Raw genomic sequence first — 14,260 nt, forward strand, 5'->3', positions numbered from 1 at the left:
AATTCCATGACCCATGATCTGCAGCAGACGATCGCTCTTCTTAGCAATACTCCTGGTGCTCTGAAGGCACAGCTCAGTGGACTTTCTGAAACATGGACTCACCGGAGTGAAGGAAACGGCACCTGGACCGTCTACGACGTTATCGGGCACCTGGGGTACTGCGAGCGCACTGACTGGATGGTAAGAGTGAGACTTATCCTGTCCGGCCGCAACAGCTCTGACGTTCCTGCATTCCGTCCCGTCGACCGGACCGGGCAGCAGCGTGAGGGTCAGCAGAGAACGCTGTCTCAGCTCCTGGACGAGTTCTCACGCCTGCGCACCGCAAATCTTGCGGAGCTTGAATCTCTTGGTCTGACTGAAGCAGATTTTGGGCTACAAGGGCTTCATCCGGCCTTCGGACCGGTATCGCTGGCTCAGCTGCTTGCTACCTGGGCAGTCCACGACCTGACCCACCTTCATCAGATCTCGAGGATCCTCGCCCATCAGTATCGGGACGCGGTGGGACCGTGGATCGCCTATCTAGGGGTTCTCCAGTGCGATGGCCATAGCTCCCCTGCCTAGCAGTCCGAGAAACAGGGGCAGGAAGGGGAGTCTCTTCAGAGGTTCTTTGCTATAATGAAGTACCAGCGTCTGCAGGATGAGTTCGGTTCCTGTAAGCGCGAGATTTTGTGAGTTATCTGCAGATTCAAAGGCGTGGCTGGTTGATTGAGCACGCTACCTCCGCAGCCGGAACGCTATAAGCCCCGGAATTCAGGAAAGATTCCATCCCTTATCGGGGAGGGATGCCCTGCTCGCGGAAGAATCTGTGACTAAGAGATTGGAGTAAGACATGGCGCAAAAATGTGAACTCTGCGGCAAGGGCCCGCAGTTCGGCAACAACATCTCCCACGCCCACAACACCACCCGCCGACGCTGGAACGTCAACCTGCAGTCGGTCAAGGCCGTTGTCGAGGGCACCAGCAAGCGCGTCCGCGTGTGCACCAGCTGCATCAAGACCGGCAAGATCGTAAAGGCCTAAGCTTCCCTTCCGGGAATCCCAATCCAGGCCCTAAAAGCAATTGCCCCAGCCACTTAGTGTGGACTGGGGCTTTGCCCTGTTTGTTTGGATAATCGACAAGCTCGAATTGCTCTCAATTCTTTAAAATGACTTTAAGACAGTTCTAACGCTTTTCGAATCCGAGGGATGCGCTGTTGATGCAGTAACGCATCCCGGTAGGATTGGGGCCATCCGGGAAGAGGTGTCCCAGGTGCGCGCCGCACTTTGCGCAGGTAACTTCGATCCTTCGCATCCCATGGGTCAAATCCTCAGTCGCTTCGACGGCATCGTCTGAGACAGGCAGCCAGAAGCTCGGCCAGCCGCTTCCCGAATCGAACTTCTTGTCGGATGTGAAGAGGGGCGCATTGCAGGAGCCGCAGTGATAGACCCCCGACTCGTGGTTGTTCAGCAGGGCGCCGGTAAAGGGCTTTTCGGTCCCCTTCTCGCGCATGACATGAAACTGCTGAGGCGTCAGCAGCTCGCGCCACTCAGCCTCTGTTTTATGGATCTTTTCCGGATTCGCAGACTCAGGCATGGCAGAATTCCTTTCTATATATTAGATGACTTCGACCCGCCGAGGTCACCCCGCCGGGTCACACCGCTTCTCAGAGATCCCGCGCCACGATCTCTACCTCGACCAGTGCGTCTTTGGGAAGGGCCGCAACAGCAACGGTCGAGCGTGCTGGAGGAACGACTCCTTCGGGCGCTAAATACGTGGCATAGATGGCGTTCATCGCAGCAAAGTCTGACATGTTCTTGAGAAACACCGTTGTCTTGACGACGTTAGCAAATCCCAGGCCAGCTTCCGTCAGTACGGCCTTGATGTTTTCGAAGACGCGAACTGTCTGCTGCTCAACTCCCCCCTCGACGATCTGTCCCGTCTCCGGATCAAGACCAACCTGGCCGGAGGCATATAGGGTATCTCCCACACGAATTGCCTGGGAGTAAGGGCCGATCGCCGCTGGAGCTGCCTGAGTGGAAACCGCAATTTTCTTATCGCTCATAGAGGCAAGTCTAATTCCTGCTGCTTACGATCTGAAGTTGAAGGTTTGTGCAAGGATTGCAGCAACCCGAGTTCTCCTATGTCGCTCTCATGGACTGGCGTTGTCTTCAACGCAGATCCCTGCGGTTCGATCGTTCGCCATTTTCTCGGGGCTAGATTTCCGTCGATTTCCGTCACCCCCGAAAGCTCTTGAAAGGAGAGTGTATGGGAATTCTTGATTTTATCCAGTCAGGGGGCCAATCAGGCGCAGCCGCTCAGGGGGATCAGGCAAAGGTTGCCGCCGGCTTTATCGAAGCACTGTCATCGCACCCTGGAGGCATTGCTGGCGTGCTCGAAAGCTTGAAGGTAAACGGGCTGACAGACCACGTGGGAGCCTGGGCCACAGGACAGGCGCAGACCGCTACTCCGGAACAGGTCCAGCAGGGGTTGGGGCCAACCGGTCTGATTCAAACAACAGCCGAGAAGGCCGGGGTCTCTCCCTCCGTCGTCACCTCGGCACTCGCCATTATCCTCCCGATGCTTATCCACCACTTCGCGCAAAACGGACAAGCTACGGAGAGTGGCAACTTCGGCAATCTCGCGCAACAGGTGCTCGGAAAGTTTCTTTGATTCGCTAACGCCAACGACAACATAAAACTTCTCTGCCCTGCATGCATCGCAGGATGCGAGAACAACCATCAGGAGATGAAAAGCATGGCGGATCTTGAACAGTTGAAACAGAAGTACAACCCCGTAATCTCTACCATCAACAGCTTCGGGGAGTTTGGCGCGAAGGTGGAAGCGGTGGATCTTGCGGGTGAGCAGTTGCACATCAAAGCGACTGTTCCGTCAAAGGTTGTAGCGAACCGCGTCTGGGATTCGATCAAGGAGGTCGATCCTACCTATTCTGACCTCAAGCACGAGATTGCTACCACGGGCGGAGACAGTCAGCCATACACCATCAAAGCCGGCGACAATCTATCGAAGATCAGCAAACTGTTCTACGGGACGCCAAACAAGTACAGTGAGATCGCCAAGGCTAACGGAATCGCCAATCCCGATCGGATCCAGGCAGGCCAGCAGATCAACATCCCGCCGCAGAGCTAAACGCGACGCAGAAGGCGACACAAAGCCGTGATCTTCCTAAGGTCGCGGCTTTTCTGCGACAGCGCCTCTCTTTTCTGCTGTACTTCTAGTTCGGTGTATCCAGCGAGCCACTAAAGTAACTCTCTCGGGAACCGATCTTTGCATCCGGATAATCCGGCACACGAACGCGAATACTATGCAAACCATCGACCGGAGAGCCATTGGAGCTTGCCTGCGGCTGGAAGCTCAAAAGATAGTAGTTGTGGATTCGATTCGAAAGCTGATGCAGGCCATTGTCGAATCCCTTCTGGGTCGTGAAGTTGATGTACTCGCCGCCTGAGAGCGCCGCAAGGGTGCGTGGCGCATTCTTCTTCGCTGCATTGACGGCCATCATCAGGAGACCAACCGGTCCTGAACCTCCTCCAAACTTCAGGTCATTCAAGATCTCCGTTTTGCCCGGCGAGAACGAGACAGAGTCGACGAGCGTATTCGTCTGTCCCAAGGCTGCAATCACATCGGCAGGCTTCTTGTGGCTCCCATGATCGCGAGTCTCACTGATGAGAAGAATCGCGTGGCGGTTGTGATCCTTTCGCTCGTCCAACAGGCTGCTGGCCCAGGCCACAGCATCGAAGGTAGCAGCCTCGGAATCTTCGCATGGCTCCAGATGTGAGAGCGCCGCTGTCGTCTCATCCGAATTCGAAGAGAAGTCGCCCAGCAGTGTCGGCTCCTTGCCATAGGTTGCGATAGCAATCTGCCTTGGAGCTCCTCCAGCAATCTCTTCGAGCATGGTGGAAAGGCCGGTGAGATTCGCATACTGCATAACAGCCGCCCGGCTGCACTGCACCAGCACAACCAGCGTCAGACCCAGCGAGTCCGTATCCTCATCGAGATGAATTGTCTGCGGAACTTCGTTATCTTCGACGACAAACTGATCTGCACGGAGAGCGTAGATAACCTCTCCGTGCTTCGTACGTACCGAGACTGGAACCAGCACGACATTCGCCTGCGCCTTGAGTGTGTATCCACCGTCCTGCTTCGGCGCAGGCGGGCCGGCCGCTGTGCAGCCATCGGATACAGAAGAACGAACCAGCAAACCACAAGTGGCGCGAATGATCGCATAGAGACCGGACCCGACATCTTAGACAAGATTGAGCTGCCATGACACGCCAAAACCGGGCGCTGATCCCGAAGACAGGAACGGCTGAACCTTCACAGCGGCGGCCATCAAGCCTTCCTTTCAAACTAGAATGGACCAGGACCGCACCCTTGATCCGGTTCCAGCTTACCTGCATAGCCTTGAACATTCCGACAATTTCCAAGAGATGAGTTTCCCAATGAATCTTGCTGACGATCGCTCCGGAGTCTCCACGTCACCTTCACTCTCTTATCCCGAAGCCCGGACGGTCGATCAGGTCGACGACTATTTCGGCACTAAAGTTCAAGACCCTTACCGGTGGATGGAGGATGTCGATTCGCCTGAGGTGAAGGCGTGGATTGAGGAAGAGAATCTCCTCACCCGAAGCATTCTGGATAAGGTGCCCGGACGAGAGGCGCTGCAGCGGAGGCTGATGGACCTGATCAACTTCGAGCGCTATACGCCACCCGTGCGTAAGGGAACACGTTATTTCTATTGGCACAATACCGGCCTGCAGAACCAAAGCGTCCTGTACTGGACTGAGGAGCTGGATGGAGCACCGAATGTGCTGCTGGATGCAAATACGATGTCGGAAGATGGCACCGTCGCGATCAGCGGGCTCAGCATCTCGGAGGACGGCCGCCTTGCGGCCTACTCCATCGCCGATGCGGGCTCCGACTGGGTGAAGTGGCACGTACGCGAGGTGGCCACTGGGGTGGATCTACCGGATGTAGTCGCATGGTCCAAGTTCAGCTCCGCGTCATGGCTGAAGGATGGCTCCGGCTTCTTTTACGAAGGCTACGACGCACCCGAGACAGATGCACTCAAGGCGACGAACTACTTCCACAAGATCTTCTTCCATAAGCTCGGAACACCCCAGAGTGAAGACAGGCTCGTCTTTCATCGTCCGGACGACAGGGAGATGAACGTCGGTGCGGCTGTCACCGACGACGGCCGCTACCTGATCATCTATCAGACCAAGGGATCAAGCCCGAACAACCAGCTTTCAATCAAGGATCTCGAAGATCTGGACGCTCCGGCCGTTGAAGTGGTCTCCCTGGCAGATGCGGTCTACTCTCCCATCGACAATGACGGAACCTTGTTCTGGATCCATACAACCTTCGAGGCTCCCAACGGGCGCGTGGTCCAGGTCGATCTGAGAGATCCAGCTCGCGAGAAGTGGAAGACCGTCATCGCAGAGACCAGCAACAATCTCGACAGTGTAAGCATGGTCGACGAGATATTGATCGCCAACTATCTTGCCGATGCGCAAAGCATGGTGAAGCTACATGCGCGGGATGGAGATCTGCTGGAACGGCTCACGCTCCCCGCTATCGGCACTGTCTCCGGCTTTGGCGGAAGGCGGACCGATAAGGAGACCTTCTACCAGTTCAGCAACTTCACCAGGCCAGCGACGATCTACCGGCTGGACATGAAGAGGCGCCGCTCGACCATCTTCCGTCAACCGCAATTGAGTTTCGATCCGGGCAATTACGAGACCCAGCAGATCTTCTACACCAGCAAAGACGGCACTCGCGTCCCCATGTTTCTGAGCTATAAAAAAGGCCTGCAACGGAATGGCGCTAACCCCACCTTGCTTTATGGCTACGGCGGCTTCAACGTCTCACTGCTGCCGGAATTTTCCGCCGGCAACCTGCTCTGGATGGAGATGGGAGGCATCTATGCCCAGCCCAGCCTGCGCGGTGGAGGGGAGTATGGGGAGGACTGGCACCTGGCAGGTACCAGGCTTCAGAAGCAGAATGTCTTTGACGACTTTATCGCAGCGGCAGAGTGGCTGATCGCGAATCACTACACATGCCCCTCGAAGATCGGAATCTCAGGAGGAAGCAATGGAGGGCTGCTGGTTGCTGCCTGCGAGATCCAGAGGCCCGATCTGTTCGGCGCTGCGATCGCCTCGGTCGGAGTAATGGATATGCTGCGCTTCGACAAGTTCACCATCGGTTGGGCATGGAAGACGGACTACGGTGCGCCAAGCGAAGACGAAGCCGAGTTCCAGGCCATCTATCGTTACTCTCCCCTGCACAACCTCAGGTCCGGAGTCTCCTACCCCGCGACTCTCATCACCACAGGAGACCATGACGACCGGGTGTTTCCCGCACACAGCTTCAAATTTGCCGCTGCCATGCAGGCCGCACAGGCTGGAGAAAGACCAGTGCTAATCCGTATAGAAACACGAGCCGGTCACGGAGCAGGAATGCCACTTACCAAGCGCGTGGAGATCATCGTTGACCAGCTCTCCTTTCTGTCGCTGCAGTTTGCCATTCAGCCATATCTGCCGGCGGATTCTGACTGAGACCACGCTCGCGTCTGCATGTGCTTGATGAGCGATCGTAAATTTCGTATCGCTCTCTCGCCTCAGGCGTCCAATGAATGGAGTGAAGTGAGGATGAAACTTCGCGGCGTCCGGTTTAGGAGTTGTTGATGATGTAACCCCGAGAGTGGGACGGCACGAGTCGCGACTCTCATCGACGCTAAGCGATTCAGGATTCTCTCTAGTTGCAATAAAGGCTCTCGCTGTGGATGGGAGCCTTTATTGTCTGGCTGCTTCGAAGAAGGCTCGCAATTTCGCAGGGTCTTTCTGGCCCGGAGAAGCTTCTACACCGCTCGCCACATCGACACCCCAGGGCTCCAGTTCGCGAATCGCCTCGCCGACGTTGTCTGGCCGCAGGCCCCCTGCGACTATAGTCCGAAGATTCCCCGAAGCCTTCTGGAAGACAGATCGCGCCGCCTTCCAGTCGAACGCAACGCCTGTGCCGCCGCCTGCGTTTCCAACCCGCGAGTCTACCAGGACACGATCTAACAGCTTGGCTTGCACGATCTCATCGATCTCTTCTTGAAGGCGCTCGCCGCTGTCCGTTCCGACCACGAAATGCAGCGTCTGAATCATACGGACCTCACTGCCGAATCGCTCACGCAGTTGCTTGATAAGGAGCAGATCAAGCCCCCCGTGAAGTTGTACTGCAGTAAGGTGGGCCTGCTGAACCGCAGTTGCAATCTCCGCGGCATCGCGACTGTAGAAGACGCCGACACGCTCGACATGATCCGGTAGATGCGCCGCGATCGGGGCAACCTGTTGCGGAGTCACACGGCGTTTGCTCTCTGCAAACACGAACCCCAGCGCATCTGCTCCCAGGTCGATCGAAAGCTGTGCATCGGCGAGGCTTGTATTGCCGCATATTTTAATCCACGTCATTGCAGCACTCGATCTGAGTACTCATGCTGAAGAAGAGAAGCCAGAGCGGCTCCGGGATCCTTTTGACGCATGAGAGTCTCCCCCATGAGAAATGCGTCGTAACCGGCATCCCGCAACTTCGCGATCTCCTCAGCGGTGCGCAGTCCACTCTCGGCGACCTTTACGGTCTGCGCTGGCATATGCTGCACAAGCTCGAACAATAACTCCGGATGCATCTCAAAGGTTCGAAGATCTCGGCTGTTGACACCGATCACATCGAAACCTAACGCCATAGCTCGTTGGAGCTCTTCAGCGGAATGGACCTCGCACAGGACATCCATCTCCCAATTTCGTGCTTCGTTTCGGAGCGCATCCAAATCTGCGTCTGTGTGAGCCGCAACGATCAGCAGGATGGCGTCGGCGCCGAAGGCACGTGCCTCGACAATCTGAAAAGGATCGACGATGAAGTCTTTCCGCAGACAAGGGATTTGTACGGCGCGCGAAGCCGCCTCGAGATACTCGAGAGATCCCTGAAAGAACTTCTGATCCGTCAGGATGGAGAGAGCAGCCGCTCCAGAAGCCTCGAATGCCTTCGCCAGGGAAGGCGGATCGAAATCTTCACGGATAAGCCCCTTGGACGGAGAGGCTTTCTTGATCTCGGATAGGATCGCCGGCCCGCTGTGGCTCACCTCCGCAAGTCGCGCCTTGAATCCACGTGGACGATGGGCGGCAGCACGATGCTCAATCGAACTCAGGTTTGCGGAGGCCTTGCGCTCCTTTACCTCGTAAGAGGTATTCGCGAGAATCTCATCGAGTCGGGTCGGCATACTCTCATTCTAAGCTTGCAGCGGAGAGGTTTCTCTGGATGACGGCCAAAACAAAAGAGAAGCGCTATGCGCCTCTCTCGTCTCTTGCTCTCATGTCGATCTGAACCTTTGGTGCCGAAGGGGGGACTCGAACCCCCACACCCTTGCGAGTACATGGACCTGAACCATGCGCGTCTGCCAATTCCGCCACTTCGGCGACGGTCCTACACGTCCCGCCAATAAAGGCTGAACACCGTAACCGCGAGTCTTTAGTGTCGCAAAGCCAAGCCTGCGTGTCAATTTAAGCGATCGTCTAGACTTGTACCTGCAAGGAGCATCTCTATCGCCATGGAACAGTCCCTCAACAAGCCCTCCAAGCCTGCTAACGATGCATTCGACGCAATTCCAGCCGATGTTGCTATCGAAATACGAAAGATGGCGCACGAACTCAGTAATGCGCTTGAGATTATCGTGCAGACAAGTTACCTGTTGGGGACGGTAGGCCTGAAAGATCCAGGCTCCGAATGGCTCCGGATGCTCGACAACGGCGTGAACAAAGCCTTGGATATAAATCTTTCCCTGCGCAACTATGTAAAGGCGCACTCAGAAGCCTAACGCCACCCCAAGTACGCCACTGAGATAGGCCTTTGACTGGCAGCAGACAGTCAGGCCTTTGTCGCAGGTCGTTTGATCGCCTTCTTCGTGGTCTTCGACACAGACTTGTTCGCAGGGATCTTGGCTAAGGCTTTCTTCGACACAGACTTCTTCGCTGCCTTTGTGCCGGCAGCCACAGAGCGTGAAGAGACAGCTTTGCGCCCAACCGGCGTCGCGTTGCCGTTTTCATCGCGGCGAGCATCGTGCATCTTCATAAGCCGGTTAATCTGTTCCAGCAGCAGACGCGTATGCATCGGCTTAACCAGCATCCGATCTGCTCCCATCTCCTGCCAATCCTCTTCCGTTACCGGATAAGCAGTCAGAAGGGCGACCGCAGGCTTATAGGGAGCGGACCGTGCTGCTGCGATAACGGCGGCACCCGCTTGATCGCTCTCCATACGCATATCGCTGATCACCATGTGGTACTCGTTTGCCCGCAGCTTCAGCTTTCCCTCACGTCCCGACGCGGCTGTATCGACATCGAAACCATTGATTTCAAGGACAGCTTTCAGGGTCAACAATACTGCGACCTCGTCATCGACCAGCAAGATGCGCTTCTTCATCGTCTTTCTCTTCTCCCTGCCCTGGAAAACAAGTTGTGTCCCGTGAGGAACTTTCAACTCGCCTGTGATCGTCTCTACCATACACAAATCAACGCTGCGGAAACACTCCGCGGCGTATCTGCCTGACTGGAGGGGACCCCGCGTAAGATGCGGACGAAAGCCTCAAAGTTGGTTTCAGACGCGCCCTCGTGACCTCAGGCTGCATCCAAACAGGAGTGCTATACTTCAGCGTGCGACGCATTTTTATCGCACTAATCCAGACAGACACGCATGGCATGCCCCCGGTGGCCTGCTGTGGAGGCGACCTATTCCACCGATCGATAAACGTTCCGCTAAATCCTTCATCCGTACTAATGAGCGCATCCGTGCCCGCGAAGTCCGAGTCATCGACGAACATGGCGAACAGCTTGGCGTAATGGCTCCTTTTGAGGCCCTCAAGATGGCCCGCGAGAGATCGCTGGACCTTGTGGAGATCTCGCCCAACGCGGTTCCCCCTGTCTGCAAGATTCAGGACTACGGCAAGTTCCTCTACGAGAAGGATAAGAGCGATCGAGCTGCACGGAAGAAGCAGAAGGTCATCACTATCAAAGAGGTCAAGTTCTCCGTCACCGTTGACGAACATGACTATCAGACGAAAAAGAATCAAGCTGTTCGCTTCCTGAATGAAGGCGATAAGGTCAAGGCCTCTCTCCGCTTCAAGGGACGGCAGATGGCCCATCGCGACTTGGGTTACAAGATCATTAACCGCCTGATCACTGATATTGGAGAGGCCGGCCTGGTGGAATTCATGCCCCGCATGGAAGGAACCACCCTGCATGCGATTCTTGCTCCTTCAAAGAAGGCTGAACCAGCACCAAAGAAGCCGACCCCAACGCCTGTAAAGACTGAGACCGACGCTACAACGGCGGCTCAAGCCTGATCGAGGCTTAGTTTCATCTCAGAAGGTGAGACTAAGCCGCCGATTCTTCACCAGGGCCCTTTCTTCGAGATCCGCACTCGCGTTTGATCTCGGAAGTGACAAGCTCCCTTCTCTGCCTAATCCAATAGTTACTCCGGAATTGAATTAGTCCCTGCCTGCGCACCACCTTAGGGACCACTGTGCACTGCCTTGCAATTTTGCTTCCATGAGCAGGATTATTAGTGCACGTGTGTCGCTAATCCAGACCAGCCGATTCTGTTACGTCAGTAACTCAGGCCTATAAATACCCTTATATGTATCTCATTACATTGGACTTATATACGAGTCCATCTTATGTTTATCTCAGCTGATCTGTCCAGCGAAAAATTTTGCAACATCAGTAAATTTCTCGAGGTAAATACCCATGAAGACCATCGTTCGCACCGCCGTTGCCGCCCTCGTCCTCACCGGAGCCTTTGCTTCCACCCAGATCTCCTCCGCCACCACCAGCTCCAAGGTCGCCGTCGCCCGCAACAGCGCTATGCCTGTTCCCATGTGCGCTCCTGACGACCCCAACGCCTGCGGTATCGCTCGCTAAAAACTGCAAACAACTGCAGTTTTCGCAGAAAGTTTTGTTGTGCCCGCCCCGGAGTTGAGCTACGCTTTAAACGTCAGTCCGGGGATTGTAATCGATGACTCAAGACACGCTAGTTAGCACACTCTCCTATCTTGAACCAATTCTCTGCGGAATGGTTCTTACGCTTGTCTTGCGCAGTAAAGAAGCTAAAAGATACCGCTATCTTGTGGCGTTACTAGGCGTTAAGGTTCTTTCCTCTGCCACTTGCTTGGGGATTCTGTATTCGGCGGCAAGCTGGCGGCATGTTCTGGAGCCACATATTGCTTATCACATCTATTTTTACGTCTATTGGATAAGCTATGCTCTCGAGGCGCTCCTTTCTCTGCTGGTGATCTACAGCATCTTCAAGCTTGCGATGGCTCCATTGAAGGGCTTGCAGACCTTAGGAATACTTGTATTTCGATGGGTGGCTGTAATCTCGATCGCGGTCGCCATGGGTGTTGCATTTAGCCCACATTTGAATGGCATAAAATTCGTGGTCGCGATGATTACACAGCTTCAGCAGACGTCGAGCATTCTGACGCTCTGCCTTCTTCTGTTCGTTTGCTTTGCGATTCGCCCCATGGGACTGTCTCATCGAAGCCGTATCTTTGGCATCAGCTTCGGTTTAGGACTATTGGCTGTAACCAATCTTGTCCAATCGGCATGGCTGTCGCATGGCTCTGACATGAAAGCTACGTTCAGCATCGTCAACGGTATCGCGGTCTGCTTGACACTTTTCGTCTGGTCCGCATACTTCGCATTCCCAGAGCCCAAGCGCCGCCTCATTGTACTGCCCACAACCTCTCCATTCCTTCGCTGGAATCAGATATCGATGGCTCTTGGCGACGAGCCTGGCTATGTTGCGGTTGGTGGCATCCCCCCCGAGCTCTTTGCTCCTGCGGAGCTTGAGGTAATGAGGCGTGCTTCGTCGAAGATGGCTCCGCCGGAAGCGATCAATGAGCGTCAGTCTTCGCTTTCAGCAGGCTCCTCCGCCATCATCCACTCCATTCCTGCATAACTTGCACTCGCGGCCGATCGGAGAGTATCCTCCCGATCGGCTTTAGAAATGCAAATAAGAAGGGCCGCCCGGTAGGCGGCCCTTCTTATTTCCTGCTTATAATACTTACTCGCCGAACTCCGAACGCTTCCAATTGATCAGATCGCCAAGAGTCGTACCGCTTGAGGAAGAGGAGGATGATGAACCCTTGTGGTCACGCTCCTTATAGCTCTCCACCTCAGCACGGCTGGCCTCTTCTCCAACAGCGCGGATGCTCAAGCCGACCTTCTTCTCGTCCTGGTTCATCTTCACGATGCGGAACTCGTGCTCATCTCCTACCTCGAGCTTGAGCGGAACGTTGTTCTCGTCGACAGCCTCAGATACGTGGCAGAGACCTTCAACACCTTCGGCGATCTCAACGAAGGCTCCGAACTGCGCGGTGCGCAGAACCTTGCCCTTGACGACATCCCCTACGCGATGCTGCGCGAAGAACGTATCCCAGACATCGGGCTGGAGCTGTTTGACGCCGAGCGACAGACGACGATTCTCCGGCTCGACTCCCAGAACAACTGCCTTCACCTTCTCGCCCTTCTTCAGGACCTCGGAAGGATGCTTGATACGCTTGGTCCAGCTAAGGTTCGAGACATGGACCAGACCGTCGATCCCGTCCTCGATCTCGATGAAAGCTCCGAAGTCGGTCAGGTTGCGAACGCGTCCCTCGATCACAGCTCCGGCAGGGTACTTGTCTTCAAGCTGCTCCCAGGGATTTTCCTGAAGCTGCTTCATGCCCAGCGAGATGCGACGATCGTTCGGATTGACGCTCAGAATGATCGTGTCGACCTCATCACCCGGCTTTACCAGCTTCGAGGGGTGCTTCATGCGCTTGGACCAGGTCATCTCAGAGACGTGAACCAGACCCTCGATACCCTGCTCCAGCTCCACGAAGGCGCCGTAGTCGGTGACAGAGAGTACACGGCCGCGGACATGGGCTCCGATCGGATACCGCTCAGTAGCATCCAGCCATGGATCCGGCGTCAGCTGCTTGAAGCCGAGCGAGACGCGCTGCTTGTCCTTATCGAACTTCAGAACCTTGACCTGAATCTCGTCGCCGACATTGACCAGATCGCGAGGATGCGTCAAACGCCCCCAGCTCATGTCGGTAATGTGAAGCAGACCGTCCAGACCACCAAGATCGACGAACGCGCCGTAATCGGTCAGGTTCTTCACTGTGCCGGTCAGAACGCTTCCCTCTTCCAGGGTAGCGAGCGTGACAGACTTCTTGGCATTCTGATCTTCTTCGAGCATCTCCTTACGGCTGATGACGACATTTCCGCGCTTCTTGTTCAGCTTGATAACGCGGACTTCGATCTCCTGACCGATATAGCCGTCCAGATTGCGGACCGGACGAATCTCAACCTGAGATCCAGGCAGAAATGCCTTGATCCCGATATCGACAGTCAGACCGCCCTTGACACGGCTCAGAACCATGCCCTTGACGGGGACCTTGTCATTCGCCGCCGCTTCCAGCTTGTCCCATACTTTGTGCCGCAGAGCCTTCTCGTAGCTCACGAGGTAGCCACCTTCGGCCTCTTCGCGCTCTACAACAACCTCTACCTGATCACCGGCCTGGAACTTGGGCGCACCATTGATATCCAGCACCTGCTCCAGCGGAATGAGACCTTCAGACTTCAGCCCAATGTCAACAACAACATGCTTGTCCGTAATCTTGACTACGGTGCCGGTGACAATAACCTCTTCGGCTGTCAGGCTTTGCGCGGCGGCAGACTCGGCCGCTTGTTCACGGTCAAAGTTAGCCAATGCTTCGGCAAAGTCAGCGGAGTCGTAGTCGGGTTCCTCGGCGGTTTCATTCGCAACCGCTACAGGATGCTCGACGGGCAGGGCGGTCTCATGCTGCTGGTTAGTGGTGGATTCGGAAGACAGCTCGGCGTTCTCCGCTGTCGCTTCAGGCGCTAGGACATCCAATTCGGTGGTCAGGGGTTTGCTCTCGGTTTGATCGGGATTATGGTTATCTACCATTGATTGCGGACTCCGGGACCCAAGCCTCCGTTCCATCGCGGGTGGCTCTCTCTCGGAACCGCTCAGACCGTTTTAGGGACTGAGCTTCCATTCCTGATCGAGCGCGCAGGTAGGAACGAATTTTTACATCTTTCAAGAAGGAGCTGCTGCACTTGGGTCCCACACGCAGGGGCTCGTATTTAACGATAGAACTTCGCCGGGCTTCCGTCAACCGCAGGAACCCGCAAAATACCAGCTTTTACACGACTGTGACG

At 55.5% G+C, this 14,260-nt stretch carries 16 protein-coding genes and 1 tRNA gene; 9 read left to right on the top strand and 8 right to left on the bottom strand.

Features of this window, described 5'->3' with window-relative positions; genetic code table 11:
* Positions 1–6 precede the first annotated feature (6 nt).
* A complete protein-coding gene (locus JAO29_RS01885) occupies positions 7–561 on the top strand; it encodes a DinB family protein (RefSeq protein WP_334266474.1) in 555 nt (184 codons plus the stop codon).
* 268 nt (positions 562–829) lie between these two features.
* Positions 830–1,018, top strand: a complete 189-nt coding sequence (gene rpmB / locus JAO29_RS01890) for a 50S ribosomal protein L28 (protein ID WP_334266475.1) — start codon at positions 830–832, stop codon at positions 1,016–1,018.
* Between the two features lie 142 nt (positions 1,019–1,160).
* Here the strand turns inward: rpmB and msrB are convergent, their stop codons facing one another.
* The gene (msrB, locus tag JAO29_RS01895; protein ID WP_334266476.1) at positions 1,161–1,571 is read right to left on the bottom strand and encodes a peptide-methionine (R)-S-oxide reductase MsrB; all 411 of its coding nucleotides are present in this window, start codon (positions 1,569–1,571) and stop codon (positions 1,161–1,163) included.
* A gap of 70 nt (positions 1,572–1,641) precedes the next feature.
* Positions 1,642–2,040 carry a RidA family protein gene (locus JAO29_RS01900; protein WP_334266477.1) on the bottom strand — a complete coding sequence of 133 codons (399 nt, stop codon included), beginning with the start codon at positions 2,038–2,040 and terminating at the stop codon, positions 1,642–1,644.
* Positions 2,041–2,243: 203 nt separating this feature from the next.
* Between JAO29_RS01900 and JAO29_RS01905 the strand changes: the two genes are divergently transcribed.
* On the top strand, positions 2,244–2,648 hold the full coding sequence (locus tag JAO29_RS01905; RefSeq protein WP_334266478.1) for a YidB family protein: 405 nt from the start codon (positions 2,244–2,246) through the stop codon (positions 2,646–2,648).
* Between the two features lie 84 nt (positions 2,649–2,732).
* On the top strand, positions 2,733–3,125 hold the full coding sequence (locus JAO29_RS01910) for a LysM peptidoglycan-binding domain-containing protein (protein WP_334266479.1): 393 nt from the start codon (positions 2,733–2,735) through the stop codon (positions 3,123–3,125).
* Positions 3,126–3,210: 85 nt separating this feature from the next.
* On the opposite strand, the gene JAO29_RS01915 is transcribed toward JAO29_RS01910, so the two are convergent.
* A complete protein-coding gene (locus JAO29_RS01915; RefSeq protein ID WP_334266480.1) occupies positions 3,211–4,197 on the bottom strand; it encodes a VWA domain-containing protein in 987 nt (328 codons plus the stop codon).
* 241 nt (positions 4,198–4,438) lie between these two features.
* On the opposite strand from JAO29_RS01915, the gene JAO29_RS01920 reads away from it, so the two are divergent.
* Entirely contained in the window at positions 4,439–6,553 is a 2,115-nt protein-coding gene (locus tag JAO29_RS01920) for a prolyl oligopeptidase family serine peptidase (RefSeq protein ID WP_334266481.1), read from the top strand.
* Positions 6,554–6,790: 237 nt separating this feature from the next.
* On the opposite strand, the gene JAO29_RS01925 is transcribed toward JAO29_RS01920, so the two are convergent.
* The 3 genes from JAO29_RS01925 to JAO29_RS01935 all read right to left on the bottom strand — a co-directional run bounded on the left by JAO29_RS01925 (position 6,791) and on the right by JAO29_RS01935 (position 8,455).
* Positions 6,791–7,453: a phosphoribosylanthranilate isomerase gene (locus JAO29_RS01925; RefSeq protein ID WP_334266482.1), complete on the bottom strand. Its 663-nt coding sequence runs from the start codon at positions 7,451–7,453 to the stop codon at positions 6,791–6,793.
* Positions 7,450–8,259, bottom strand: coding sequence for an indole-3-glycerol phosphate synthase TrpC (trpC, locus tag JAO29_RS01930; protein ID WP_334266483.1), 810 nt, complete (start codon positions 8,257–8,259; stop codon positions 7,450–7,452). Before trpC ends, JAO29_RS01925 begins: the two co-directional genes overlap by 4 nt.
* Positions 8,260–8,368: 109 nt before the next feature.
* A tRNA-Leu gene (locus tag JAO29_RS01935) sits at positions 8,369–8,455 on the bottom strand.
* A gap of 131 nt (positions 8,456–8,586) precedes the next feature.
* Between JAO29_RS01935 and JAO29_RS01940 the strand changes: the two genes are divergently transcribed.
* Entirely contained in the window at positions 8,587–8,853 is a 267-nt protein-coding gene (locus tag JAO29_RS01940; protein WP_334266484.1) for a hypothetical protein, read from the top strand.
* Positions 8,854–8,903: 50 nt separating this feature from the next.
* Here JAO29_RS01940 and JAO29_RS01945 read toward each other — a convergent pair whose 3' ends face one another.
* On the bottom strand, positions 8,904–9,455 hold the full coding sequence (locus tag JAO29_RS01945) for a response regulator (protein ID WP_334266485.1): 552 nt from the start codon (positions 9,453–9,455) through the stop codon (positions 8,904–8,906).
* 343 nt (positions 9,456–9,798) lie between these two features.
* Here JAO29_RS01945 and infC point away from each other — a divergent pair, with 343 nt between their 5' ends.
* The 3 genes from infC (at position 9,799) to JAO29_RS01960 (ending at position 11,990) form a co-directional block, all read left to right on the top strand.
* On the top strand, positions 9,799–10,374 hold the full coding sequence (infC, locus tag JAO29_RS01950) for a translation initiation factor IF-3 (RefSeq protein ID WP_334266603.1): 576 nt from the start codon (positions 9,799–9,801) through the stop codon (positions 10,372–10,374).
* Between the two features lie 403 nt (positions 10,375–10,777).
* Entirely contained in the window at positions 10,778–10,951 is a 174-nt protein-coding gene (locus JAO29_RS01955) for a hypothetical protein (RefSeq protein WP_334266486.1), read from the top strand.
* A gap of 205 nt (positions 10,952–11,156) precedes the next feature.
* Positions 11,157–11,990, top strand: coding sequence for a hypothetical protein (locus JAO29_RS01960; protein WP_334266487.1), 834 nt, complete (start codon positions 11,157–11,159; stop codon positions 11,988–11,990).
* Between the two features lie 105 nt (positions 11,991–12,095).
* Here the strand turns inward: JAO29_RS01960 and JAO29_RS01965 are convergent, their stop codons facing one another.
* Positions 12,096–14,006: a 30S ribosomal protein S1 gene (locus tag JAO29_RS01965; RefSeq protein WP_334266488.1), complete on the bottom strand. Its 1,911-nt coding sequence runs from the start codon at positions 14,004–14,006 to the stop codon at positions 12,096–12,098.
* Positions 14,007–14,260 lie beyond the last annotated feature (254 nt).

This window comes from Edaphobacter sp. HDX4, assembly GCF_036877565.1.
In the GTDB taxonomy this organism is placed as follows: domain Bacteria; phylum Acidobacteriota; class Terriglobia; order Terriglobales; family Acidobacteriaceae; genus Edaphobacter.